The sequence below is a fragment of the Streptomyces triticisoli genome, from assembly GCF_003270085.1.
Lineage (GTDB): Bacteria > Actinomycetota > Actinomycetes > Streptomycetales > Streptomycetaceae > Streptomyces > Streptomyces triticisoli.
In genome coordinates, this window is sequence record NZ_QFDQ01000029.1 from 103,869 (window position 1) to 128,032 (window position 24,164).

The 24,164-nt window shown below is 69.7% G+C and carries 21 protein-coding genes and 1 tRNA gene; 6 read left to right on the plus strand and 16 right to left on the minus strand.

Annotation, left to right across the window (positions count from 1 at the left end):
* Positions 1–446: 446 nt before the first annotated feature.
* The 7 genes from pheA to DEP02_RS06550 form a co-directional block, all read right to left on the minus strand.
* Positions 447–1,379, minus strand: coding sequence for a prephenate dehydratase (pheA, locus tag DEP02_RS06520; RefSeq protein ID WP_112466380.1), 933 nt, complete (start codon positions 1,377–1,379; stop codon positions 447–449).
* 107 nt (positions 1,380–1,486) lie between these two features.
* The gene (efeB, locus tag DEP02_RS06525; protein ID WP_112466381.1) at positions 1,487–2,785 is read right to left on the minus strand and encodes an iron uptake transporter deferrochelatase/peroxidase subunit; all 1,299 of its coding nucleotides are present in this window, start codon (positions 2,783–2,785) and stop codon (positions 1,487–1,489) included.
* Positions 2,786–2,793: 8 nt separating this feature from the next.
* Positions 2,794–4,821, minus strand: a complete 2,028-nt coding sequence (locus DEP02_RS06530) for a copper resistance CopC/CopD family protein (RefSeq protein ID WP_112466382.1) — start codon at positions 4,819–4,821, stop codon at positions 2,794–2,796.
* A gap of 13 nt (positions 4,822–4,834) precedes the next feature.
* A complete protein-coding gene (locus tag DEP02_RS06535; RefSeq protein WP_112466383.1) occupies positions 4,835–5,281 on the minus strand; it encodes a copper chaperone PCu(A)C in 447 nt (148 codons plus the stop codon).
* A 26-nt stretch (positions 5,282–5,307) separates the two neighbouring features.
* A complete protein-coding gene (locus tag DEP02_RS06540) occupies positions 5,308–5,958 on the minus strand; it encodes an SCO family protein (protein WP_112466384.1) in 651 nt (216 codons plus the stop codon).
* A gap of 92 nt (positions 5,959–6,050) precedes the next feature.
* Positions 6,051–6,782, minus strand: a complete 732-nt coding sequence (locus DEP02_RS06545) for a YcnI family copper-binding membrane protein (protein ID WP_112466385.1) — start codon at positions 6,780–6,782, stop codon at positions 6,051–6,053.
* Between the two features lie 163 nt (positions 6,783–6,945).
* Positions 6,946–7,791 carry a hypothetical protein gene (locus DEP02_RS06550; RefSeq protein WP_112466386.1) on the minus strand — a complete coding sequence of 282 codons (846 nt, stop codon included), beginning with the start codon at positions 7,789–7,791 and terminating at the stop codon, positions 6,946–6,948.
* A gap of 222 nt (positions 7,792–8,013) precedes the next feature.
* Between DEP02_RS06550 and DEP02_RS06555 the strand changes: the two genes are divergently transcribed.
* On the plus strand, positions 8,014–8,460 hold the full coding sequence (locus DEP02_RS06555; RefSeq protein ID WP_112466387.1) for an ATP-binding protein: 447 nt from the start codon (positions 8,014–8,016) through the stop codon (positions 8,458–8,460).
* Between the two features lie 176 nt (positions 8,461–8,636).
* Here DEP02_RS06555 and DEP02_RS35435 read toward each other — a convergent pair whose 3' ends face one another.
* From DEP02_RS35435 to DEP02_RS06570, 3 genes are all read right to left on the minus strand, one after another.
* Positions 8,637–8,831: a hypothetical protein gene (locus tag DEP02_RS35435; RefSeq protein ID WP_112466388.1), complete on the minus strand. Its 195-nt coding sequence runs from the start codon at positions 8,829–8,831 to the stop codon at positions 8,637–8,639.
* Positions 8,832–9,491: 660 nt separating this feature from the next.
* Positions 9,492–10,949, minus strand: a complete 1,458-nt coding sequence (locus tag DEP02_RS06565) for an aminopeptidase P family protein (RefSeq protein WP_112466389.1) — start codon at positions 10,947–10,949, stop codon at positions 9,492–9,494.
* A 148-nt stretch (positions 10,950–11,097) separates the two neighbouring features.
* Positions 11,098–12,645 carry a PP2C family protein-serine/threonine phosphatase gene (locus tag DEP02_RS06570; protein ID WP_198668316.1) on the minus strand — a complete coding sequence of 516 codons (1,548 nt, stop codon included), beginning with the start codon at positions 12,643–12,645 and terminating at the stop codon, positions 11,098–11,100.
* 514 nt (positions 12,646–13,159) lie between these two features.
* Here DEP02_RS06570 and DEP02_RS06575 point away from each other — a divergent pair.
* The gene (locus tag DEP02_RS06575) at positions 13,160–13,825 is read left to right on the plus strand and encodes a bifunctional DNA primase/polymerase (RefSeq protein WP_112466391.1); all 666 of its coding nucleotides are present in this window, start codon (positions 13,160–13,162) and stop codon (positions 13,823–13,825) included.
* Between the two features lie 220 nt (positions 13,826–14,045).
* Positions 14,046–14,555 (plus strand): hypothetical protein, encoded by a 510-nt coding sequence (locus tag DEP02_RS06580; RefSeq protein ID WP_232838982.1) that lies wholly within the window; start codon positions 14,046–14,048, stop codon positions 14,553–14,555.
* Between the two features lie 257 nt (positions 14,556–14,812).
* Here the strand turns inward: DEP02_RS06580 and DEP02_RS06585 are convergent, their stop codons facing one another.
* Both DEP02_RS06585 and DEP02_RS06590 read right to left on the minus strand, forming a co-directional pair.
* Complete coding sequence (locus tag DEP02_RS06585; RefSeq protein WP_112466392.1) at positions 14,813–15,778, minus strand: DUF5926 family protein; 966 nt, start codon at positions 15,776–15,778, stop codon at positions 14,813–14,815.
* Between the two features lie 110 nt (positions 15,779–15,888).
* Positions 15,889–16,440, minus strand: coding sequence for an ATP-binding protein (locus tag DEP02_RS06590; RefSeq protein WP_232838983.1), 552 nt, complete (start codon positions 16,438–16,440; stop codon positions 15,889–15,891).
* Between DEP02_RS06590 and DEP02_RS34415 the strand changes: the two genes are divergently transcribed.
* Positions 16,397–16,741, plus strand: a complete 345-nt coding sequence (locus DEP02_RS34415; RefSeq protein WP_232838986.1) for a hypothetical protein — start codon at positions 16,397–16,399, stop codon at positions 16,739–16,741. The two genes, DEP02_RS06590 and DEP02_RS34415, sit on opposite strands and share 44 nt — an antisense overlap.
* Positions 16,742–16,763: 22 nt before the next feature.
* On the opposite strand, the gene DEP02_RS06595 is transcribed toward DEP02_RS34415, so the two are convergent.
* Entirely contained in the window at positions 16,764–17,591 is an 828-nt protein-coding gene (locus tag DEP02_RS06595) for a glycerophosphodiester phosphodiesterase (protein WP_112466394.1), read from the minus strand.
* Positions 17,592–17,849: 258 nt separating this feature from the next.
* Between DEP02_RS06595 and DEP02_RS06600 the strand changes: the two genes are divergently transcribed.
* Positions 17,850–19,277 carry a S1C family serine protease gene (locus DEP02_RS06600; protein WP_112466395.1) on the plus strand — a complete coding sequence of 476 codons (1,428 nt, stop codon included), beginning with the start codon at positions 17,850–17,852 and terminating at the stop codon, positions 19,275–19,277.
* 62 nt (positions 19,278–19,339) lie between these two features.
* A tRNA-Ser gene (locus tag DEP02_RS06605) sits at positions 19,340–19,428 on the plus strand.
* A 598-nt stretch (positions 19,429–20,026) separates the two neighbouring features.
* Here DEP02_RS06605 and DEP02_RS06610 read toward each other — a convergent pair.
* From DEP02_RS06610 to DEP02_RS06620, 3 genes are read right to left on the minus strand one after another with little or no spacing between them, the layout of a single operon-like run.
* The gene (locus DEP02_RS06610; protein ID WP_232838984.1) at positions 20,027–21,280 is read right to left on the minus strand and encodes an MFS transporter; all 1,254 of its coding nucleotides are present in this window, start codon (positions 21,278–21,280) and stop codon (positions 20,027–20,029) included.
* On the minus strand, positions 21,280–22,506 hold the full coding sequence (locus tag DEP02_RS06615; RefSeq protein ID WP_112466397.1) for a JmjC domain-containing protein: 1,227 nt from the start codon (positions 22,504–22,506) through the stop codon (positions 21,280–21,282). Before DEP02_RS06615 ends, DEP02_RS06610 begins: the two co-directional genes overlap by 1 nt.
* Positions 22,503–23,567 carry a SagB/ThcOx family dehydrogenase gene (locus tag DEP02_RS06620; protein WP_112466398.1) on the minus strand — a complete coding sequence of 355 codons (1,065 nt, stop codon included), beginning with the start codon at positions 23,565–23,567 and terminating at the stop codon, positions 22,503–22,505. Before DEP02_RS06620 ends, DEP02_RS06615 begins: the two co-directional genes overlap by 4 nt.
* Positions 23,568–24,164 lie beyond the last annotated feature (597 nt).

Genomic DNA, 24,164 nt, shown 5'->3' on the forward strand with positions numbered 1-24,164 from the left:
ATTGCCCCCTGTGTCAATGGGGGTCGCCCCGCTCCCTGGAACAGGGCGGACGGCAGACGAGCGGTTGGCTGGATTTCCCCGCGCCGGCCAGGATTTGGGCTTGTGTTGTCCACAGCGGCGCTCAGTGATCCACATGTCCGGGAAAGTTATCCACAGGCTGTGCGAAACTTCTGTGGACGCCGAAATTGATCCCTCCGGAAACCGTGACCGGAAGGAAGAATTCCTGACTCGGACCGGATTGAACCGGCTCGAAGCCCACTTTCGGGTGGAAAGAGGTCGTCCCAAAAGATGAACCAAAGGAGACTGGTGGACGAAGGGTGACTTGCCCGCCCTGGCCCTCCCGTCGGGCCGCAAAGGGATTTGCCGATCGAATCACCCATAGATGTCGACTTGTCCCCTGGTCGAGAAGAAGACCTGTGGACAACTTCTGTGGATAACGTCACCGGCTAGAAACGGCCGTCCTGACAGCGCGCCACCCAGTCCGCCGCCGCCGTGAACTCCCCGTCCGAGGTCCCGGCCAGCGGAGGCCGTACGTCCGCCACGCCGATGTCCGCCCGCGGGTACGAGCCGAGGAAGCGCACCTGCAGACAGATCCGCTTCAGTCCCATCAGGGCCTCGGCCATCCGACGGTCGTTGATGTGTCCCTCGGCGTCGACGCAGAAGCAGTAGTTGCCGATGCCCGCGCCCGTCGGGCGGGACTGCAGCAGCATCAGGTTGATGCCGCGGGTGCTGAACTCGCCCAGCAGGTCGCGCAGCGCACCGGGGTGGTCGTCGCGCTGCCACAGCACCACGGAGGTCTTGTCCGCACCGCTCGGGGCGGCGGGCCGGGCGGGCCGGCCGACCAGCACGAACCGCGTCTGCGCGTTCTCGGCGTCGTGGATGCCCGTCTCCAGGGGCACGAGTCCGTAGCGCTCGGCCGCGAACTCACCGGCGAAGGCGGCGTCGTAGCGGCCCTCCTGGACGAGGCGGGCGCCGTCCGCGTTCGAGGCGGCCGACTCCCAGACGGCGTCGGGGAGGTGCGCCTTCAGCCAGTTGCGCACCTGCGGCTGGGCGGCCGGGTGGGCGGTGACCGTCTTGACGTCGGACAGCTTGGTGCCGGGCCTGACCAGCAGCGCGAAGGTGATCGACAACAGCACCTCGCGGTAGATCATCAGCGGCTCGCCCGCGACCAGTTCGTCGAGGGTGGTGGTGATGCCGCCCTCGACGGAGTTCTCGATCGGCACGAACGCGGCCTCGGCCTCACCGGCGCGGACCGCGTCCAGCGCGGACTGCACGGACACGTACGGGGTCAGCTCCCGGGTGGCCGTCTCGGGAAGGGTGCGCAGGGCGACTTCGGTGAAGGTGCCCTCGGGGCCGAGATATGCGTAGCTCGCTGGCATGAACTCACCCTAACGGCCGTCCGGGAGGCAGACGCGCGTGTCCCACGAGAGCCCCTCCCGAGGGTGAACCCGCGTAACCCCACCGGACGGCGCTCCCCTTGCCGCGCTCACCCCTCCAGCAGCCGCTGCCCCACGTACTCGCCCTTGGCCGCCCCGCCCGGCACCGCGAACAGCCCGCTCGCCTCGTGCCGGACGTACTGCGACAGCGCGTCGCCGCGGTCCAGCTTGCGCTGCACCGGCACGAAACCGCGCAACGGGTCCGCCTGCCAGCAGATGAACAGCAGGCCCGCGTCCGGGGTGCCGTCGGTGCCGAAGCCGTCGTGGTAGGAGAAGGGGCGCCGGAGCATGGCGGCGCCGCCGTTCTGGTCGGGCCGGGTGATCCGCGCGTGCGCGTTGACCGGGACGACGTAGCTGCCGTCCTTGCCGGTCTTCTCCAGGTCCATCGCGGTCGTCTCGGTACCCCCGCTGAGCGGGGCGCCGTCGGACTTGCGGCGCCCGATGACGTTCTCCTGCTGGGTGAGCGACAGCTTCTCCCAGTCGTCCAGGAGCATGCGGATGCGACGTACGACGACGTAGGAGCCGTTCGCCATCCAGGCCGGCTCACCGTTCGCGGGGACGAAGAGGCGCTGGTCGAAGTCGGGGTCGGACGGCTTGGGGTTGCGGGTGCCGTCGACCTGGCCCATGAGGTTGCGGGCCGTCATGGGGTGCGCGGTGGCACCGGGGGAGCGGTTGAAGCCGTTCATCTGCCAGCGGACGCGGGCGGCGCCGCCCGCGTCCTTCTGCAGGGCGCGCAGGGCGTGGAAGGCGACCAGCGCGTCGTTCGCGCCGATCTGCACCCACAGGTCGCCGTTGCTGCGGGCCTTGTCGAGTTGGTCGGAGGAGAAGTCGGGCAGTGGGTCGAGGGCGCTGGGCCGCTGCCTCTGCAGGCCCGTCCGGTCGAAGAAGGAGTGGCCGAAGCCGAAGGTGACCGTCAGCGAGGAGGGGCCGGCGTCCAGGGCGACACCGGTGTCGCCGTGGTCGGACGGCTGGCCGGCCATCAGCCGCTCGGCCGTCGCCGACCAGCGGCGCAGCAGTGCGGCGGCCTCCTTGCGGCCCGCGCCGGGGGCGAGGTCGAAGGCGATGAGATGGCCGCAGGCCTGCAGGGGGTCGGTGATGCCGGGCTGATGTTTCCCGTGAAACATCGCCCGGTCGGCGCCGAGCGAGGTGAGCGGGGTGGCGCCGACGGGTGCCGCCGTGTATCCGACGGCGGCGCCGGCCGCGCCGAGGACGAGTCCGGTCGCACCGGCCGTGCCGAGCAGTTGTCGGCGTGATACGCCCGCTCTCGTGGGAGCGTCCGCCTTCGTGGGCGCGGGAACCGCGGGCGAGGGGTTCTGGGAGGTGGCCTCCGGGATGGACTGGTCGGTCATGGTGGGGTTCAGCCGATCTGCGCGTTCTTGGTGACGGTCACCTGGTCGATGTCGGAGGTCCGCACGGTCACCTCGATCTGCCAGTCGCCGGCCATGGGGATCTGCACTCCGCTCGCGGCCCAGTGCCCGGTGGCGATGCGGTCCGGGGCCACCGGCAGCGGCCCGAGCTTCTTGGCGGCGAGTGAGAAGGCGACCTTGACCTCGGGGATGTCGTAGGGGCGTCCGTCGGTGCGCTGTACGTAGACGTGCAGGTCGTTGCCGCCCACGCGCGCGGGGTCGATGTCGAGCCGTACGAGGCCCTTGCCGTTCTGCCCGCCGGTGTCGAAGGGCATGTCGAGGGTGACCGCGCCTTCCGAGGAGGACGAGGACGAGGACGACGTGGCGGCCTTGGCCTCCACTTCGGTGCGGCCCGGTTCGGTCTGGGTCAGGGCGGTGGTGACGGCGAGCAGGACGACGGCGACAGCGGCCTCCGCCAGTACGGACCGGCGCAGTCCCAGGCGGCCCGGGTCGGCGTCCCGTAGCCGCTTGCGCCGTGCGGTGTCCACGGCGGCCCGCTGCCGGGCGAGCTGGGCGGCCCGCTGGGAGGTGTCGCCGTTCGCCGCCCTGCCACCGGTTTTCGCCTTCTCGTCGGGTCCGGGCTTCCCTTCGCCTCCGGGCTCGCCGTCGGGTCCGGGCTTCCCTCCGCTTCCGGACTCGGCGTCGGTCCCGGTCTTCTCGTCCGAGCCGGTCGTCTTGCCCGCGGTCGCCGGGACCCTGGCGTGCGTCGTGACCGCCGCCTGCGCGGTCACCGTCTCGGCCAGTCGTCCCGTCCATCGGCGGGAGATCGAGGCGATGCCGACCAGCAGCACCACCAGGCCGATCTTGACCAGGAGCAGCTGTCCGTAGCGGGTGCCGGTGAGCGCCTGCCAGGAGCCGGCCTGGCGCCAGGACTGGTAGGTCCCGGTGGCCACCAGGGCGAGGACGGAGCCGAAGGCGAGGCGGGAGAAGCGGCGCACGGCCGCGGTCTCGACCGGGGTCTGCCCGGACGATCCGTACAGTGCGACCAGGAGGGTGACGAGTCCGCCGAGCCAGGTGGCCACGGCGAGCAGGTGGATGACGTCGACCGGCATCGCGATGCCCGTCTGGAGGCCGGTCGAGGCGTGCTCGGCCATGGACCAGCTGGCCGCGATCCCGGCGGCGACGGCGGTTCCGCCGATCGCGAGCCCGAGGCTCGGGTCGCGTTTCTCCTCGCCGTCCTGTTTCTCCTGGTCGTCCCGCTTCCCGTGCGCTCCGAAGAGCACCGCGACGAACAGGGCCGCCGCGGCGAGCAGCAGCAGCCGGGAGACGAGGGCGGCGCCTGTCTTGGTCTGGAGGACCTGTCCGAGGAGGGTCAGGTCGAAGATGTCCCCGGCCTTCCCGGAGGTGGTGTAGGAGCCGCGCAGGAGCAGCAGCATGAGGGTGGACGCGGTGAGGGTGACCCAGCCGGAGACGACGAGCCGCTGTACGGCCCGAACCCCCGAGCCGCGCTGCCAGCAGGCCAGGACGAAGGCGGCGCCGCCGACCAGGACGATGAAGCCGGCGTACGACACGTACCGCCCGAACCCGTGGAGCGCGCCGACGAGTCCGCCGCCCGCCTCCTGGCCGCCGACCGCGGCGGAGGTCTTGGAGGGGGCGCCGATGGAGAAGGTGTAGGCGCCGCCGACGGGGTGGCTGTCGGCCGAGACCACCTGGTAGACGACGGTGTAGGTGCCGTCCGGCAGGCCGCCGCGCAGCTGTACGGCGTACGTCGTCCCGCTGACGTTGGCGGGCTTCCCGGCGTCGACACGGTTGCCCTTGGGGTCGAGCACGCGCAGCGAGTCGTCGTTCAGGGCGACCTGCTCGGAGAAGGTCAGCGACACCTGGCCGGGTGCCTTGTCGACCACCACCCCCTGCTGGGGATCGCTGCCGGTCAGCGCGGCGTGCGCGGAGGCCGGGGCGGCGCCGGCGAGCAGCAGCCCGATGGCGGCCAGGAGCAGCAGCACCAGGTTCCGGACGCGGGGGGTGATGGTCTGCGACAAGGTGGTCCCTCCCTCAGTGTCCGGTCGTGTGGTGGTACGTGGCTTCCTTCACCGGCATCTCGACCTTGAGGCCGCCGGATTTCGCGAAGTGCAGTTCGACGGTGACCGTCTGGCCCTGCTGGAGTGTGCGCTTCAGCTTGTCGAACATCAGGTGGTCGCCGCCGCTCTTGAGAACGAGCCGTCCGTGGGCGGGGACGGTGAGGGGGCCGGCCTCCTTCATCGCCCCGTCGACGGTCTCGTGCACGGTGACCTCGCCCGCGTCGGCGCTGGTGACCGAGGTGAGCCTGTCGGCGGCGCCGCCCTTGTTCTCGATGGTCAGGAAGCCGGCTGCCATCGAGTCCGAGACGGGCTGGGGGATGTAGGCGGAGTGGACGGACAGCTCGGCTTTCGCGCTTCCGGAGCCGGAGGCGGAGTCGCCGCAGCCGGTGAGCAGGGCCGTTCCTGCCAGGGCGGCGGCCATGAGTGCGGCCGCCGGTGCGGGGCGCCTCACGGGTTCTCACCCTTGACGAGTTCGGGGAGGTCCTTGGTGTAGTCGTCGACGGTGGCGTCCTCGCCGTACAGCACGTATCCGGCGTCGGTCTTCGGGGAGAAGGCGACCACCTGGGTGCCGTGGTACGAGACGAGCTTGCCGTTCTTGTCCTTGGCGGTCGGTTCGATGGAGATGCCGAGCGTGCGCGCGCCGGCCTGGATGGTGTCGAAGTCGCCGGTCAGGCCGATGAACTCGGCGTCGATGCCCTTGAGCCACTTGCCGAGTTCGGCCGGGGTGTCGCGGGCCGGGTCGGTGGTGACGAACACCACGCGCAGCTCGTCCCGCTCGGCCTTGGGCAGGTCCTTCATCGCGACCGCGATGTTGCTCAACGTCAGCGGGCAGACGTCGGGGCAGTGGGTGTAGCCGAAGTAGACCAGCGTCGGGTGGCCGGCGGTCTCCTTGCGGAGGTCGTACTTCTTGCCGTGGGTGTCGGTGAGGACCAGGTCGGGCTTCTCGAACGGCTTGTCGAGGAGGGTCGCGGCCTTCTGCGAGGTGTCCTCGGAGACGACGGCGACGGGCCTCTTGGGGTCGTCGCCGCTGCCGCAGGCGGAGAGGGGCATCGTGGCGGCGGCGAGCAGTGCGGCCGCCACGAATGTCTTGTTACGCATAGAGAAATGTCCCAGATGTGAGAAATCCGGCGCGCACCGGGGGTCGTATGCAAGAGTCGCACGACCCCCGGGCGCGTGACGGATGGGCCGGATCAGGCGGCGGTGCGCCTGCGGCCGGCGAGTACGCCGTAGGCCACGCCGGCGGCGCCGACGACGATGCCGATGATGCCGAGGACGCGGGCGGTGGTGTCGCTGCCGCTCTTCGAGGTGTCGGCGGCGGTGCTCTGGGCGGCGGGCTTGGCGTCGTCGGCGGTGTCCTCGGCCGACGTGCCGTGCCCGTGACCGTCGTCCGAGGCGGCGGCCAGCTGCAGGACCGGCGCCGGGGTGTCCGGCTCCTCCTGGCCCTTCTGCGGCACCTCGATCCAGCGCACGACCTCCTTGTTGGAGTACGTCTGGATCGCCTTGAAGACCAGCTGGTCGGTGTCCTCGGGCAGGGCGCCCATGGAGAGCGGGAACTTCTGGAAGTAGCCAGGCTCGATGCCCTTGCCGTCGGCGGTCCAGGTGACCTTGGTGACGGCCTCGGAGATCTTCCTGCCGTGCACCTCGAGCGGCTTGTCCAGCTTGGACTTGGTGACCTCGATCTTCCAGCCGTTCATCGGCTGCGGCATCACGGAGGCCAGCGGGTGGTCGGCCGGGAAGGTGACCTCGAGCTTGGTGGTGGAGGCGTTGTCGCGCTCGTTGGGCACCTTGAAGTCGACGACCGCGTAGCCGCCCTTGGCGGCCGTGCCCTCCGGCTGCACGCTGACGTGCGCGAAGGCGGGGGCGGACAGGACGAGGACGGCCGGGCCGGCGAGGGCAGCGGCGGCGAGACGGGAAGCCTTCATGGGGGGTGCACTCCCTTTCGAGTGTGTTCGGTGTCAGAGGGGTGCGCGTGCGCGGCGGGACCGGCGGTGTGGTGTTCCCGGCGGACGGGCACGCGCGCGTGCCGCACGACGGCGGCCGCTCCCTCCGGCGGAACCCGCTCGGTGGGCTGGTGGTCGCGTCGCGTCAGGCAGCGAGGACGAGTGCGGCGGCGGCCGGCGGGCCGCGGCGGATCACCGTGTGCTGGAGCGCGGCGGTGTGGGGGGTCGGCGGCGCGGAGTCGGCGGTCCGCCGGAAGCGGGGGACCGCGTCGGGTGCGGGCGGCAGCCCGGCGCACAGGGCGCGCACCAGTGCGAGCGCCGCGCGCAGGGATCGTACGAGCGCCCCCTCGGCGACTCCGTGCGCCGACAGGTCGACCAGTCGCAGCAGGGCCAGGTCGCCGCGGCGCAGCAGCCAGCCCGTGGCGACCGCGGCGAGGACGTGGACGAGCAGCATCGCCAGGGACGGCATCAGAGCGGCCGCACCGTCGGTGGCCAGGGCGTCGGCCGGGTGGTGCGGGGCGCTCATGTCCCCGCCGCCGTCGTGGACGCGTGCGTCGACGAGTATCCGGTAGGGCTGGGCCGGGCTGATCGCCCCGATGCCGGCCCCGCACACGTACCGCGCGGCCTGCTGCACGAGTTCGGCGTCGGACATGACGGGCAGGGATCCCGTCGACGCCATGGCCCCGGCCGGCCCCGTGGTCGTGCCGCCCGTGCTGCCCTGTCCCAGTCCGAACAGGATGTGCAGCACGGTCTGGCCGGCCGCGAGCAGTGTGGCGATCCCCGGCAGGGAACGCGCCCGCCCGGCGAGCGGCGCCGCCACGGCCAGCGTCCCCAGGAAACCCACGCCCAGCGTCCACAGCGGCACCGCGGCGCAGGAAGCCACCGTGTGACCGGCAGCGGCCAGCACGACACAGACCGCGGCGAACACCGCGGCCCGCAGCATCCTGAGATCGCGTCCGGCGCACACCATGCGCGGGTGGGGGGCAGTCATGGCGGCTTCATCATCGCACTGGACCCCGGGGTGCCGTACGGCAGGTCCACAAGATGTGGTATGTCAGGAAAGTTGAGGTCTGTCGCCACTGGCCCGCACATACACCGATTCCCTGGCCGTCGCATCCGCCGATTGGACGGTGCCGCGTCAACCGAGTGCTTACGGTCGGGTACTCGGGGCAATACGTAACGGTATGTCGAGCCGCGGCCGGGAGGCTGGAGCATGAGCATCTGGTGGTCACTCCATCTGCGGCGTGACGCTGCGAGCGTGCCGCTCGCCCGGCGGCTGTTGCTGGGCACGATGGAGACCGCGGGCGTCGACCCCGACATCTCCTACGACCTGTCCGTCGCCCTGAGCGAGGCCTGCGCGAACGCGGTCGAGCACGGCGGGGACGCCGGCTGCTCGGAGGCGTACCGCGTCACCGCCTACCTCGACGGGGAGAAGTGCCGCATCGAGGTGGCCGACGCGGGGCCCGGCTTTTCGTCCGGTGGCTGCCGCACCCCGTTCCGTGCCGTGCATCCCGAGGCCGAGCACGGCCGCGGCCTGTGCCTCATCCAGGAACTCGCCGACCACGTCCACATCGGCAACAAGCCGGGACGGGGCGGCGCGGTGGTGAGCTTCGACAAGATGCTCAAGTGGCGGAAGGACGCGCCGCTGGTGGCGGTGTAGGTGCGGACGGGCGGCAGGGTCTTCCGCTCGTCGGCGACGTCCACCAGGGCGTGCAGCCCGGTCCCGATGCCGCGCACCCGGCGGGGCCCGGCCGGTCCAGGAGCTGGTGCCGGCGGCGCAGGTGGCGCAGCCGCCACGCGCGCGTACATCCAGTCGGTGGGCACCCGCCGCCGCTCCTAATACGGGGACGCGCCGGTCGGGTGGTGGTGCGCGGGCGTGACGACCACGGCCCTCTCCTCGCCCAGGTCCCGCGCGCACGCCCTGTTTTCGCCGACCCGCATCGGCACCACGCTCCCGCCGCCCCGCCGCGCCGTCCCGTGGTGGAAGGGGAGCCCGGGGGCCTCCACGGCGACCGCACCGCCGCCCAGCACGCGTGGGAGCAGCGCCGGTCCCCTGCGCGTACCCGGAGGCGATGGCGATCCGCTCGGGCGGAGCGATCGCCCCGCGGCCGACCCCCGGGCAGCCCGCGAGCGCCGTGCGCAGTTCGGTCCGGTCAGCGAGGGTCCCCGTGGTCGTACGCCGTGGTCGTACGCCAGTGGGGGCGCCGTCGCGATGGCGGGGCGCAGCGCCCGCGGCCAGGCCGTCGCCGGGAACGCCCGCATGTCCGGACTGTCCGGTCTCGGGTCGGACCGGGGTGCACGCGTGCGCGTGCCGCCGCGCCCGGCTTCTCCGCGTCGACGGTGGGCAGCGCGGTGGCCCGGGTGCCCGAACCCTGCCGTGCCGTCGGGCAGTCCTCGGTGATCGGCTGGTCGTACGCCGCGCCTTCGTGGTGCCGCGCGAGATGACTAGCCCGGCCGCTGGGGCTCCGGGCCGCTGGGGCTCCGAGCCGCCGGATCGTCGGTCACCGGATCGCCGGCCGTCGAGTTCCGGGAGCGAGCCGTCCGTCGCGCACGGCGGCTTGCCGCCGCGCCCCACTTTGGACGCGGGCCCGCTCCGACACCGGACCAGAAGTCGTCCACGTCCGCGAGAACCCTCCCCCGGGCACGCGAACGGCCGGGCACCTGTCGGGTGCCCGGCCGTTCACCGCCGTATCAGCTCTTCAGCGACACCATCCACGCCTCGACCTCGTCGGAGCGGCGGGGCAGCGCCGCCGAGAGGTTGCGGTTGCCGTCCTCCGTGACGAGGATGTCGTCCTCGATGCGGACGCCGATGCCCCGGTACTCCTCCGGGACGGTCAGGTCGTCGGCCTGGAAGTACAGACCCGGCTCGACGGTGAGGACCATGCCCGGCTCCAGCGTGCCGTCGACGTACGTCTCGGTGCGCGCGGCCGCGCAGTCGTGGACGTCCATGCCGAGCATGTGGCCGGTGCCGTGCAGCGTCCAGCGACGCTGCAGGCCGAGCTCCAGTACCCGTTCGACCGGGCCCTCGACCAGACCCCACTCGACGAGCTTCTCGGTGAGCACCCGCTGGGCGGCGTCGTGGAAGTCGCGGTACTTGGCGCCCGGCCTGACCGCCGCGATGCCGGCCTCCTGGGCCTCGTACACGGCGTCGTAGATCTTCTTCTGGATCTCGCTGTAGGTGCCGTTGATGGGCAGTGTGCGCGTGACGTCGGCGGTGTAGAGGGTGTGCGTCTCCACGCCCGCGTCCAGCAGGAGCAGCTCGCCGGAGCGGACGGGCCCGTCGTTGCGCACCCAGTGCAGCGTGCAGGCGCGCGGGCCGGACGCGCAGATGGAGCCGTAGCCGACGTCGTTGCCCTCCACGCGGGCGCGGAGGAAGAACGTTCCCTCGATATAGCGCTCGGAGGTGGCCTCGGCCTTGTCGAGGACCTTCACCACGTCCTCGAAGCCGCGCACGGTGGAGTCGACGGCCTTCTGCAGCTCGCCGATCTCGAACTCGTCCTTGATCAGGCGCATCTCGGAGAGGAAGACACGCAGTTCCTCGTCGCGCTCGGCGGTGACCTTGTCGGTCAGCGCGGCCTCGATGCCGGCGTCGTAGCCGCGCACGACGCGGACCGGGCCGGTGGCCTCCCTCAGCCTCTGCGGCAGTTCGCGCACGTCGGAGGCCGGGATGCCGTACAGTCGCTCGGCCTCGGCCAGGGAGTGGCGGCGGCCGACCCACAGCTCGCCCTGCCCGGAGAGCCAGAACTCGCCGTTCTCCCGGTTGGAGCGGGGCAGGAGGTAGAGCGTCTCCTGGTGGCCGTCCGTGGTGGGCTCCAGGACCAGGACGCCGTCCTCGGTCTGGTTGCCGGTGAGGTAGGTGTACTCGACCGCGGACCGGAAGGGGTAGTCGGTGTCGTTGGAGCGGGTCTTGAGATTGCCCGCGGGGATCACCAGGCGCTCGCCGGGGAAACGCGCGGACAGCGCGGCGCGGCGGCGCGCGGTGTGCTCCGCCTGCTCGACCGGCCTCAGGTCGCGCAGCTCGGTGTCGGCCCAGCCGGACTTCATGTTCTCGGCGAGCTCGTCGGACACGCCCGGGTACAGGCCGTTCTTACGCTGCTTGATCGGCTCTTCTTCGGTGGTCTCCGGGGTCTCCGGGAGCTCCTCCGCCACTGTCTTCCTCCTCGATGCGCACTGGACGTCCCCCGAACTCTCGGGCTCGCTCGAGCAAGGGGGACCCCACCATCGTACGTTCGTGCGGAAGGGGGCCCGGGGCGGAAGCACCTGTTACCGGGAACGCCGGTGCCGGGGCCCGGGGGGCCTACTCGAAGCGCGCCGCCACCAGAGCGACGTCCTCCCTGCCGCCGGTCATGTCCTGATCGTCCGGCAGGACCGTGTGCAGGACGTGGTCGGCGACGGCCTCCGGGTCGTGGCGCCGCGCGCGCGGGACGCTCGCCGCGGCCGCCTTCAGCCGGGCGAAGGCGCGGTCCACCGGGTCGCCGGTGCGGTGCAGCAGCCCGTCGGTGTAGAGCAGCACCGTCTCGCCCGCCGCCACCTGGAACTCCACGCTGGGCGCCTCCCAGCAGGCGAGCATGCCGAGCGGCGCGGACACCGACGTCTCCACGAACTCGGTGCGTCGCTCGCCGACCAGCAGCGGTGGGCTGTGCCCGGCGCCGGCCAGGGTGATTCTGCGCAGCGCGGGTTCGCAGTAGGCGAACAGAGCGGTCGCGCTGCGGGCGGGCTCGGTCAGCCGCAGCAGCAGTTCGAGGTCGGACAGGACGGCGACGGGGTCCTCGCCCTCCATGACCGCGTACGCCCGCAGGGACGCGCGCAGCCGGCCCATCGCGGCGACCGCTCCCGGCCCGGAGCCGGTGACCGAGCCGACCGCGAGGCCGAGCGCGGCGTCCGGCAGCGGCAGCGCGTCGTACCAGTCGCCGCCGCCGCGCGGCCCGGTGCGGTGCCGGCAGGCGAGCTGGACGCCGGGCACCCGGGGCAGCCGGGAGGGCAGCAGCTCCTCGTAGACCGTCGCCATGCACGCGCGCGTGCGCTCGGTGTCGAGCAGGCGCGCCAGGTGTTCGGTGGCGAAGCGGACGTAGAGACCGGCGAGGTGGCGCCGGCGCTCCACCGGTTCGGCGGGCTCGTCGTAGAGCCATACGGCGGCGCCGATGCGGCCGGCGTTCTCGGTGGACAGGGGCAGCGCGTAGCTGGCGGCGTAGCCGAGGCGGGCGGCCACCTCGCGGTGGCGGGGGTCGAGGCCGTCCTCGGAGAACAGGTCGGGGCGTACGTCCTCGCCCTCGCCGTCCGGCAGTCCGGCCGCGGTGTCCAGGAGCGTGCCGTGGGGCATGACGCTGCGCGGCACGGTCTCGATGTGGCCGAGATCGGCCCGGGCGAGGCCGAGACCGATGGTGGTGTCGGGGCCGAGTCCGTCGTCCGGTTCCAGTACGACCAGACCGCGCCGGGCGCCGACGAGGGCGGCGCCGGCGCGCAGCAGCTCCTGCAGGGCGGCGTCGATCCCGCTCGTCCGGGCCAGCCGCTCGGTGAGCTCGTGCAGGGTGGTCAGGTCGGAGACCCAGCCGGCCAGCCGGTCCTGCAGGAGGGCACCCGGTGCGCAGGGTGCGTACGGGGCCGCCGGGCCGTTCGCGTAGGAGGCCGGGGAGGTCCCCGGGGTGGCGTGCGCGGGCGCGACAGTGTGTGCGGGGGCCGGAACCGTCGCATCGATTCCAGCCACTTTCGAAGGGTGAGGGGCGTTCATGGCGTCCGGCTTTCCGACCGGTGCGTACTGCCCAGAAGCATCGCAAACCCCCATGTCGTTCTGCACCGCCAGCAGTGTCTCCACATGTACACGCACTCGTGAGGAGATGTCCAGCATTGTCCTGCCGGGATTCCTGGTGTCAGAGCGCCTCCCGGGGTGTTTTTCCGAACCCCTTGCGGAAACACGAAGTTGGCCTGAAACTGCCTCGGGTGACGGCCTATTGCGGTCGACTGGGTCTGCTCCACAGAGCGTCACAGCGGTCGTGATGGGTACGTACTCGGAGAAGGCCAGGGGTGGTTGGGGGCCACCCGGAACCTGGCGGCGGACCCGGGCGTCCTATCCACCGACGACCGTGCCCCATCCTCGCGTGATGGATGGCGGAGAGCACCCGCGCGACGCCAAATCGCCATGCTCCGCCACCCCACGCCACGCCCATGCTTTTGGTAGACGCAGTATGGACGGGGCTGCCGCGGAAGCAGCCAATGCTCGGCCCATAGGGGTTTCCCGTGCCTGAAGGGTGCCTGAAGGCAGGGCGTGATGCGCCAACAGGTACGCACAGTCAAGTGATCGACACATGGTGTGAGTGGTCCAGCGGTGTTGCCAGCGGTGCAACGGAAAGGAACGAGCGCTCATGCGCGAGATCCCGGGAAGGCGACGCAGGCTCCTGTCCCAGCGCAGCGACGGGAGGTCCGAGCCGATCAGCGCGGCCCTGGCCTTCGCGGCCCAGTGGCAGTGGCCCGTACTCCCGGGCGTGGCACCGGATGCGCGGCGGCCCGGCCGCTGCGGCTGCCCCGACCCGGACTGCACGGTGCCCGGCGCGCACCCCTTCGATCCCGGCCTCCTCGCGGCCACCACCGACGCCCGCATGGTGCGCTGGTGGTGGACCAACCGGCCCGCCGCGCCGATCGTCCTGGCCACCGGAGGCAAGGCTCCCTGCGCGGTGAGCCTGCCGGCCCTGCCGGCCGCCCGGGCCCTCACCGCGCTCGACCGCGTCGGCATACGGCTCGGCCCGGTCGTCGCCTCGCCCACGCGCTGGGCGATCCTCGTCAAGCCTTACTCCATGGAGCAGTTGGGCGAACTGCTCTACGCCAAGGACTTCGTCCCCGGCTCCTTGCGCTTCCACGGCGAGGGCGGCTACCTCGCCCTGCCCCCCTCCAGGGCCGGGGCCGGCCCGATCCGCTGGGAACGCGCTCCGCTGCCCGGCTCCGCCGCGCCCTGGGTGCCCGACGTGGAGGCCGTGGTCGACACCGTGGTGGAGGCCCTCACTCGTACGGGTGTGAGCGCGCCCGAGTTGTAGGGGCGTCGGGCGCGCGGCGGGCGAAGAGCCCGTCCTGCGCCGTTATCGTCCCCGCATGCTGCGTCATTGCGGAGGACACGGTCAATGCGGAGGACATGCTCATTGCGGAGGACATGGTCACTGTGGGGGACATGGTGATTGCGGGGGACACGGAAGCCGATCGCTGCCGCGCGGCGGCCCCGGCCCCCGACGAGTCCGTCTGCTCGCCCTGCTGACCGTCGTGGCCGGTGCCGTGGCACTGCCGCTGGCCGTGGCGTCCGCGGGCCAGGTGGGGGACCGGAGCCCCGCGGCCGCCCGGTCCGCCGTACGCCCCCTGCCCCGCGACGACAAGGTCCCGTCCGCGGAGCCCGCTCGTTCCCCGAAGCTGCTCGGCCTGGGCCTGGCCACCGCCGCACGCTGCGGCCCGGAGGTCACCTCGCCCGACGGAGTCGAGGCGCAGACCTGTGTGCTGACCCAGGGGCAGGAAACCTGGGCGCGCACCTACTACCGCAACGACACCGGCCGTCCCCTGGACGCCGCCCTGACCCTCATGGGCCCGGGCGAGCGCACCGTGCGGGCACACTGCGCGCCGGACGGGGACGACGAGCCGAGGACGTGCGAGACGCCCCGGGAGCACACCCAAGGGGCGCCCATGGCATACACCGCCGTCGCGGAGTTCGCCGAACGGGGCATGAGCGGGCCGCTGTTGCTGCGCTCCGGAAGCAACAAATCTGCGGAAAAGGACGGTTGATGAGTAGCTGCGCGCAGTGAGTGGCGGCGCGCATGCGAAGGCCCGGTTGCTGGCGACGGGGGATGCACCAGCAACCGGGCTACTTGCACGGTAACAAGAGATCGGCGGTTCGCAAATTCGAACTCGGCTTTTCCAGTCACCGGGTGGGCTGCCTTCCGGTCACCGACTCCCCTGCTGACGACCGGGAGTTGTGACAGGAGTCACCTACTGTGGCGAAGCCGTGCGGCTGACCGGTCGGTCAGCCGCACCCCGGTGGGTCAGCTGAGCGTGACCTGCCGGTTGGTCAGGCCGCCGCGGGCCCGGCGCTCGTCCCCGGTCAGCGGCGCCCGGGTGGCCAGGGCCTCGGCGAGCCGCTCGGCGAACTCGGCGGCAGGCTTCTCCACGTCCTGGGCGCCGACCTCGCTCGGCAGGTCCCACACCGGCACCGTGAGGCCGTGGGCGCGGAAGGAGCCCACGAGCCGGGTGTTCTCGCCCAGGCTCGAACGGCCCGCCGCGTGCAGCCGCGCCAGAGCGTCCAGAAGTTGCTCCTCCGGATGCGGCATGACCCAGCGCAGGTGGTTCTTCTCCGGTGTCCGGCACCAGTACGCGGCCTCGACGCCCTGCAGGCGCACGGTCGGGATGGCCGCCGCGTTGGCCCGCTCCAGGGAGGCGGTGACCTCCGGCGTCGCGTTCTCCGCGTCCGGCACCCAGAACTCGAAGCCCTCGTGCACCACCGGCTCGAAGGGGGCCTCGGTATCGAGCAGGTCCTGCAGCCGCGGACCGTCGGCCGGGGCGCGGCGGCCCTGCACCGGCGTGCCGGGGTCGGCCTCCAGCGCGCGCAACAGGGTGTCGGCGAGGTCGCGGCTGATGTCGCCGGACGCCGTGTCGTTCTGCAGGCCGAGCAGCACCGAGCCGTCGTCACGGCGCAGCGCGGGCCAAGCCATCGGCAGGACCGTGGCGAGCGTGACCGCCGGGACACCCTCGGGCAGGCCGTCCTTGAGGGTCAGCCCGACCGTGGCGGCGGGGACCAGCTCGCGCAGCGCCACCCAGTCGCACTCGCCGGGAAGTCCCTCGAACGGTCGCTGCACCAGCTCGGTCACCGCGTGCGCGGCGGCCCGGCCGTGGCAGGCCTTGTAGCGGCGGCCGCTGCCACAGGGGCACGGCTCGCGCGCGCCGACCACCGGGATCTCTCCGTCCGTGAGCTGCGGGCGCTTGGCCTTCGTCTGGGGTCGCTTCTTGGCCATCTGGGTGTCTCCCGGTTACGGCTCGTCTCGTACGGGCGCGAGCCTAGCCGTTCACGCCGCCGGCGACGGGACCCTGTGGACAAGGCGGGCGATGTGGCACGCGTGCGCGTTCAGTCCAGGTCGTCGAAGGCGTCCGCGAAACTCAGCCCGGGCAGGGCCGACACCGTCGGTGCGGTGACCCGGGAGGCGAAGTCGTCGCGGCGGTGGCCGGCGTCCGGGTCGTGCACGTCGTCGTGGACGACCACCCATACGGTGACCTCGCCGCCCACGTCGTCCCGTACGCCCCAGTCCTCGCAGAGCGCGGTGATGATGTTCAGCCCGCGGCCTCCGTGCGCGGTGACCGAGGGGGTGGCCGGGGCCGGACGGGTCGGGCCGCCGCCGTCGGTCACCTCCACGACCAGCCGGCCGCCCGCGTCCACTCGCCACGCGGCCCGGACGTCGCCGTCGCCGGCCAGGGCACCACCCAGTGGACGGCCGTGTTTGCAGGCATTGCTCAAGAGTTCGGAAAGGACCAGTACGGCATCGTCGATGACCGACTCCGCCACGCCGCCTCTGCGCAACTGGTCGCGCATCCGGTGTCGTGCTTTCCCCACGCCCGCAGGGCCATGGGGTACGGCCATGCTCGACGACGTGGGCACCTCCTGTGCCACCACCAACGCCACCCCCGAGACCTCCTTCGCCCCACGCCACGGTGTGGATGCCCCACTGGCCTGTACCGGAAACCGGCCGAACGTCGTCCGACGACGCATTCAAAACGGTCGAACACGCAGCGAACGCGCCGGAGCACTCCCTGTCATCGTGTGGCTGGATTTCTACGATGTGGCCGAAAAGGGAGGATGGTGCAGTGCGGCCATCCCGGTCAAGGCCCGCAACCGATCAGCGGCCGACTTGCGACGGGCCCGCGACCAGGTCGCGACCTGTCAGCGGCGGACCGGCGGCGGACCGCGACCGTTCAGTGGCTGAGCCCTGGCGAGCCCGCGGCCGGTCAGCGGCCGAGTCGGTGCAGGACCGCGCGTGGGCGGTTGGTGATGATGGCGTCGACGCCCAGGCCGGCGCAGAGGTCGACGTCCTCGGAGTCGTTCACCGTCCACACGTGCACGTGGTACCCCGCCTGCTTGAGCCGCTCGACATACGCCGGATGGTTGCGCACGATCCGGATCGAGGGCCCCGCGATCCTGACCCCTGCGGGCAGCCGCCCGTCGCGCAGCCGGGGCGAGGCGAACTGCATCAGATAGACCGTGGGCAGTGCCGGCGAGGCCGCCCGCACCCGGTGCAGCGAGCGCGCCGAGAAACTCATCACACGCACCGGCGACTCCTCGGCCGACGCCGGGGCGTCCAGGCCGAACCGCTTCAGGAGCGTCAGCAGCCGCTCCTCGACCTGCCCCGCCCACCGTGTGGGGTGCTTGGTCTCTATGGCCAGCTCCACCCGCCGCCCGGCGTCGGCGACGAGTTCGAGCAGCCGCTCCAGGGTGAGGACCGAGGTGTCCTCGGGGTCCTCCGGGCGCACCTCCCAGTCCGGCTCCTCGTCCCGGCCCCGCCAGAAGGCGCGTGTCCGCCCGGAGCCGAAGTCCAGCGCGGCGAGGTCGGCCAGCTCCAGGGCCGACACCGCTCCGCGGCCGTTGGACGTACGGTTGACGCGACGGTCGTGCACGCAGACGAGATGGCCGTCCGCGGTCAGGCGTACGTCGCACTCGAGGGCGTCCGCGCCGTCCTCGATCGCCTTCCGGTAGGCGGCCAGCGTGTGCTCGGGGGCGGCCTCGGAGGCACCGCGGTGGGCGACGACTTGGATGTGGTGCTGCCGTGCGTGGGTCACCGCGTCATGGTGCCACCGCGGCGGGGTAGGCGGGGCGGTGGGAGGTCGTCGACAACATATCCGTTTCATGTGAAATGACCTATATAAGGAAAGGGCTCGGACCCACAGCAACCGCTTATGGTGCTCTGACGGCCCATGGGAAAAGCTGAATACATACACATGCACATGCACAGCTGGAGCAGGCCGGGTCGCCGGCAGGCATGACGAGCGTGACCGAGTGCGACCGACAACAACAGCCGTGGATCGAGGAGAAGAGCTGTGAGCACCGAGAACGAGGGCAACGCGGTACCCCCGGCCCCGTCCGCACCTCCCGTGCCGGTGGAATCTCCCGCAGCTTCCCCGCACCCGGCCGCCCGGAGCGGCGCCACACCCCCACCCCCCGGCACGCCCCCGCATGTGCCGGGAGCGCACGGCGAAGCCGGCGCCCCCGGACCGCAGGGCAGTACGGGCTCGCCCGTCGACGGCTCCTGGCCGCCCCCGTCCTCGTACGGCGACGGCGGCGCGGGAGGAGGCTCCGGCTGGGGCTCCCCGTACCAGCACCCGCAGCCCACGCCCAAGCCGGCCGGCCGGCGCGGCGGCCTGGTCGCCGCGGTCCTGGCGGCGGCCCTGGTCGCGGGCGGCCTGGGCGGCGGCATCGGCTACACCCTGGCCAGGAACGGCGACACCACCTCCACCACGGTCTCCGCCTCCGACACCGGCGCCTCGCAGATCAAGCGCGACCCGAACTCGATCGCGGGCGTGGCCGCCAAGGCGCTGCCGAGCACGGTCACCATCGAGGCCGAGGGAAGCGGCGGCCAGGGCGGCACCGGCACCGGCTTCGTCTTCGACGTCCAGGGCCACATCGTCACCAACAACCACGTGGTGGCCGACGCCGCGAACGGCGGCAGGCTCTCCGCGACCTTCCCCGACGGCAAGAGGTACGAAGCCGAGATCGTCGGCAACGCCCAGGGCTACGACGTCGCGGTCATCAAACTCAAGGACGCCCCCTCCGACCTCAAGCCGCTTCCCCTCGGCGACTCCGACAAGGTGGCCGTCGGCGACGAGACGATCGCCATCGGCGCGCCCTTCGGCCTGTCGAACACGGTGACGACCGGCATCATCAGCGCCAAGAACCGCCCTGTGGCCTCCAGTGACGGCGGCTCCGACAGCAGGGCGTCCTACATGAGCGCCCTGCAGACGGACGCCTCCATCAACCCGGGCAACTCCGGTGGCCCGCTCCTCGACGCGCGCGGCGCGGTCATCGGCATCAACTCCGCGATCCAGTCCACGGGCAACGGCGGCTTCGGCAGCTCCGGCCAGTCCGGATCGATCGGCCTGGGTTTCGCCATCCCGATCAACCAGGCCAAGTACGTCGCCCAGCAGCTGATCAAGACCGGCAAGCCGGTCTACGCCAAGATCGGTGCGTCGGTCTCCCTGGAGGGCACCACGGACGGCGCCAAGATCACCGAGCAGGGCGCCGGCGGCTCCGCCCCGGTCGAACCGGGCGGCCCCGCCGACAAGGCCGGCCTCAAGCCCGGCGACGTCATCACCAGGCTCGACGACAGGGTCATCGACTCCGGCCCCACCCTCATCGGCGAGATCTGGACCCACAAGCCCGGCGACAAGGTCACCCTCACCTACGAGCGCGCCGACAAGGAGCACACGGTGGACCTCACCCTCGACGCCCGCGTCGGCGACAGCGGCTGACCCACACGCGCGCGTGCGGACCCGTTAGTCTTGTCCCGCGTCGCCGATCACAGGCGGCGCGGGGAGGTGTGCCCGAGCGGCCTAAGGGAACGGTCTTGAAAACCGTAGGGACGTGAAAGCGTCTCCGTGGGTTCGAATCCCACCGCCTCCGCAGGTCAGAGACGTGCTGGTCAGAAGGGGTGTCGCTCAGTGAGCGGCGCCCCTTCTGTATGGGGTCCGTCTCACCTTGATCGGGCTCTGTCTCGTTGTGGATCAATGCGTGTGGACCAGGCGTGGACCAAAGGCGGGGCGAAAGCCGCAGCTCAGCGCCGTGTTCGGGGCCAGGCCCCGTCCTGGTCCACAACCCGACGAGCGAAGGCTGGCGGGCGGAGCCCCGCGCTTTATCGATGTCATGACAGCACAGGAGGCCCGCCCGCCTAGCGGTGCATCCCGGCCGACGCCAGTGTGGAAATGGAACCGCCGACACGATGGAGTGGGATCGTGTCGGTCTTCTAACGCGTCGAGGGACGCTCAGGGCACGTGTGCCTCAACAGAGGACGCTCGAACGCCTTACCCACCCAGGGCTGACGGATCAGCCGTCACGTCAGCACCTGCCACAACCGTCAGATACCCAAAGTCACGTCTCCCATGCCGGGAATTGTGTCCGTGGGGGCCTGCCCTTATGGCCCGATGGCAGCAGGGGCGGATACAGCCCGCAGCTCCGACCCGAACCCACGAGTGCTCGACCCTGGCACTGTCGGTGGGTCCTGCTACGTGGCAGGAGTAGTGGCGGCTGGCCCTGCCCCTCCTCGCTCTACTGCCAGGTGGACAACTGCCGGGGCAGCGAGCGCGGGGATGCAGAGTATGGCGCCGAGAAGCACCCACCCGGCCGGACCGTGATCGATGCAAAGGAATGTCACTAGAACGGGCCCGATAGCCTTTGAGCTACCGAACCCCAGGTTGAAGAAACCTTGGTACTGACCACGACGGTCGTCCGGGGCGAGGGTCATAGACACCTCGAAACCCCCTGCTGTGGCAAGCATTTCACCTACAGTGACGACCATGGCCGTGACAAGCAGCATGGCAACAGCGGCCTGTCCGTGAGAGGTGATGGCTGGTAGAGAACACCCCAGCAGGAACAACAATCCGGCGTTCCGCAGTAGGCGGCCTGCAGCGGTTAGGGATGAAGCCGTTCGTGAAATACGAACCTGGAATAGAACGATGGCCAGTGTGTTCATTGTGAGGATGACGGATGCCAACCAGGCAGGCCCGATTCCTGTCTTGTAGATCCACAGTGGAAGGCCGAGGGAGATCACCTGCAGGCTGATTGACAACACACCATGGATCACGGTGAGCGCGACGTACGGGAAATCTCGAAGAACCGAACGAGGAGCGCTTGCCAACCCAGCCTTGGTAGCAGTTGGTCCATGGTCGGTTGCGCTTAGGGCAGCGAACAGCTGGATGCCAGCTGCGGCGGCGAAGCTAATTGCATTCGCCAGGAGGGCCATCACGATCACGAATCGACTGTTCGCGTTCATCACCAGACCCGCTAGTGCTGAGCCAATGGCGACGGCTGCGTTTGACAGTGCCGTGAGCTGCGACCTGTAGCGAACTCGTTGTTGACCTCCAATGGTGGCGATCAACACGCCCTGTGCCGTACGCGCACCCTGAGCAGACAGCGCGCTAACACAAGCCACGAGGATGAAGGTTGCAAGATTCCCTACGAACGGAACGGCGCCGGCACTGGCAGCCTGAATTCCGTACATGTACAGGAGTGTTCTTCGCGGCCCCCGGTTGTCTGCCAGCCTTCCCACTGGGACCGCGGCCAGCAAGCCGACGACCCCTGCCACTCCGAGCCCAATGCCTACGTCTCCGGCTGAGAGACCGGCCTGCGTAGTGAGGAACAGTGGCGCCAGCACGACGTACAGCCCGGTTCCCAGACTGTCGATGAGTACTGCGTAGGAGAAGGTACGTGCTTGGCCGGGAGGCGGCAGCAGCCTGACCAACCGACCTGCGGGTCCCATCACTGTGCCGGGACCAGCACGCCGCACTCCATCAGCGCTTGTACCAGCGCCTCTGCATTTCCAGTTTCTGTCTGGGGGTCAATCGAGATGAGATCCGTCATGGTGAACAACTCACCACTCAGCGCTCGGGCAAGCATGGCGGAGAACACATCAGGGATGTTGATCTCAGCTTCAGACGTGCGCAGGCAGACGTCGTTTCCTTTGGTCACGAGATCAAATACTAGACCCTCCCGTAACTGGTACGTGCCATCTTTGGCCCGGCCATCCGTTGCCTGGAGGGTCTGCGACAGGACGGGTAGCGGTTCCGGCGGAAGGTCTTCCCAAGCGTGCTGCCGCAACTTCCATCTGGCGGTGAGCGCTGACGCGTCGAGTGATGCACGCTGGGCCAAATCGGCGAAAAATGCGCGGGCATCGTTACCTGTGAATGCGCCAGTCTGTACGGCTTCCCGAAGCCATGTATCTTCCGTCGACAGGACTTCGACCAACTGATGCAGCATATCGGCTTTCGTGATTGGAGCCATAGCCGCAGTCAAGTGAACAGAGGTGTGATCGACGGCTTCAGCGCCGTGCAGGAATCCTCGTGGCAGGTACAGCACATCCCCCGGGCGAAGGGTTAGCTCTCGAGGTTCATCGAGAGAATCAAGGATCTCCGCACGCTGCTGATCGGGGAACTTGGTCCATGCCTGATGCGGGAGCGGACTGACAATCGGGGGGTCCCAGACCTTCCAGCTCTTCTCACCCGACATCTGGAAGACGAACACGTCGTCGTAGTCGAAGTGGGTGTTCACCGCTTGGCTGCCTGGGGGCGTGACGAAAACGTTCATGGTCACTGGATGGCCGAGTTGTGCCGCAAGCCGTCGGGCAAAGGATCCTGCCTGCGGTGAGTAACGATGTACTGAGCGCAGAATGAGGGAATACCCGGCCTGGACGGCTTGACGGACCTTGTCAGGATCGACGTAGGGCGGTGAACCTGGTGTATCGCCGGGCGCCGGCCGGCCGTAGCTGGCCTCGGGTAAGTAGTCATCGTTGCGCACGACTCGCAGTGAACGGGTTCGTAACCCGGAGGCGGCCAGTGCTTCCTCCACTTCCCGCGGGGTCATCGGCACCTCGGCGCGCGGACCCAAGGAACTGGCCTTCGTGTACAACGGGACTGAGCCAAAGAAGCGCTCGAAGAACTCTCGGTGGGGCAGAGCGACACAGGAGGAGAGGACGTCACGCTTGGTCACCGACGCTCCTTTTGAGGAGTAGGTTTTGATGCGATTGGAATCTGTGGGGGCAGACCGTCCGTTCGGCCCGCTGGAATCCCGGCGCCCACTATGTAGAGGACAGTCTCCGAGATCCCGTCGATACCCAAGAACTCTTCGATCTCGCTGTCCCTGAAGGCGTCAGTCTGAAACGGTCCGAGCCCAGCGGCCGTCGCAGTCAGCAGGAAGGTCTGCCCGAGATGCCCCGCATTAAGGAAGATGGCTCGAAGAATGCGTCCTTGGCGATACTTGTACGACGAGCGTTCTATCTTCGCGGTCAGGAAGCACACAAACCCCGCAGTGCCGACCATGCGCTGGCCGAAGGCAAGCCTCTGGACGGACTCACGAGTGATCTCCTCACGCAAGGCAACCAATGAGTGGTCGGCCGGCGAGTAGTGATAGAGGCCAGGCTGGATTCCTTCGACGTTGAGGACAGCCACATAACACTCGTTCTCATGTCGGGAGCCGGCGCATGGACTTGTCCGCATCATCAGCGTCCCGAAACCCTCACCGTCCGCAAAGAACATCGGGCCGAAGGTGAAATGCAGCACTGTGGAGAAGGTGCGGAGCGGGACCGGGTCCGGAAGGAATTCTCGGTGGGTGCGACGCGAGGTAATTGTTTCTTCGTACTCCCGGCGCAAGGGCAGATAGGCTTGGGGAAGGCGGAGCACAGGCGCGTCCGGGTGACGGGAGAATATCTCAGGGCGCGGACCCGACTCCAGTATCCTATTCTTTTCAGCCTCGCGACGGCTGACGTCGGACACCTCTTCCGCGAGATAAGTGACATCCTTTGTTCCGAAAAGAAAGAGTCGCGCCTCTGGCCCCCAGTTTTTCCAATGCTGATCCAGTGCCTCATCGCGTTCGGCCTGCTCGCGAGTCTGTAGCAGCCCGTTCACGTGCAGTTCCTTCACAGCGGCAAGCACTTCTTCACGGGCGTAGCCGTCCAGCAGATGTGCGGCGCTCTCGGGCTCCATCCAGTCGTCGAAGAGGCTGAGGACCTCAACTGCGGCTCCGTTGACTCGGGTGGCGGGTATGCTCTCCACCCCCTCCGGCTTCCGCGTCAAGTAGTTTTGAATTGCGAGTCCTCCGTCATGCCAATAGGCAATCAGGGATCGAGGTCAACGCAGCTCCATTATTCCCCTCGTGAATTCAGTTCCGACGATGAGCGGCACCGTACGAGGCGTATTCCGAGCGCCGCTCATCGCTACATCTTCACTCGCTCAGCGAGTCGGGTCGTGCAGGACCTTGTTGCTCCCGGTGGTCACCGGGCGGATTTCGATCTTCTGCATGTAGCTCACCCCCTCCCCTTCAGCGAACTCTTGGAACCGTAAAACGCACCACCGTCAGATGCAACGGTACTGACAGTATTGCTAGCCAGGGGGAAAGCAGCTACTCGTAGATTCCGTGGATGCTGCTTGGCCGAAACGAAGTCATGGCAACGGGATTTCTGATCTTGCGCGATGGAGGTTAGGTTCCAGGTCAGACAGCAAATCGGAACCAGGTCTTACGGAAATCGCCGGGAGTCTAAAAGTGGATAGTCGAGTATGGAGGTTTTGTGGGTCTTCGAAGTTGAGCGGTGCGCTGGTTCGGCTTGCTGACGTGACGTCACGCTCCGTGGCGGCGGATCAGACGGCTCGGCC

Excerpts from the sequence above, each read along its gene's own strand:
- DEP02_RS06545 (WP_112466385.1), bottom strand. The coding sequence starts at position 6,782 with ATGAAGGCTTCCCGTCTCGCCGCCGCTGCCCTCGCCGGCCCGGCCGTC.
- DEP02_RS34415 (WP_232838986.1), top strand. The coding sequence starts at position 16,397 with ATGCTCGACGACGTGGGCACCTCCTGTGCCACCACCAACGCCACCCCC.
- DEP02_RS06550 (WP_112466386.1), bottom strand. The coding sequence starts at position 7,791 with ATGACTGCCCCCCACCCGCGCATGGTGTGCGCCGGACGCGATCTCAGG.
- efeB (WP_112466381.1), bottom strand. The coding sequence starts at position 2,785 with ATGACCGACCAGTCCATCCCGGAGGCCACCTCCCAGAACCCCTCGCCC.
- DEP02_RS06575 (WP_112466391.1), top strand. The coding sequence starts at position 13,160 with ATGCGCGAGATCCCGGGAAGGCGACGCAGGCTCCTGTCCCAGCGCAGC.
- DEP02_RS06555 (WP_112466387.1), top strand. The coding sequence starts at position 8,014 with ATGAGCATCTGGTGGTCACTCCATCTGCGGCGTGACGCTGCGAGCGTG.
- DEP02_RS06610 (WP_232838984.1), bottom strand. The coding sequence starts at position 21,280 with ATGGGACCCGCAGGTCGGTTGGTCAGGCTGCTGCCGCCTCCCGGCCAA.
- DEP02_RS06570 (WP_198668316.1), bottom strand. The coding sequence starts at position 12,645 with ATGCTGGACATCTCCTCACGAGTGCGTGTACATGTGGAGACACTGCTG.
- DEP02_RS06535 (WP_112466383.1), bottom strand. The coding sequence starts at position 5,281 with ATGGCCGCCGCCCTGGCAGGAACGGCCCTGCTCACCGGCTGCGGCGAC.
- DEP02_RS06540 (WP_112466384.1), bottom strand. The coding sequence starts at position 5,958 with ATGCGTAACAAGACATTCGTGGCGGCCGCACTGCTCGCCGCCGCCACG.
- DEP02_RS06585 (WP_112466392.1), bottom strand. The coding sequence starts at position 15,778 with ATGGCCAAGAAGCGACCCCAGACGAAGGCCAAGCGCCCGCAGCTCACG.
- pheA (WP_112466380.1), bottom strand. The coding sequence starts at position 1,379 with ATGCCAGCGAGCTACGCATATCTCGGCCCCGAGGGCACCTTCACCGAA.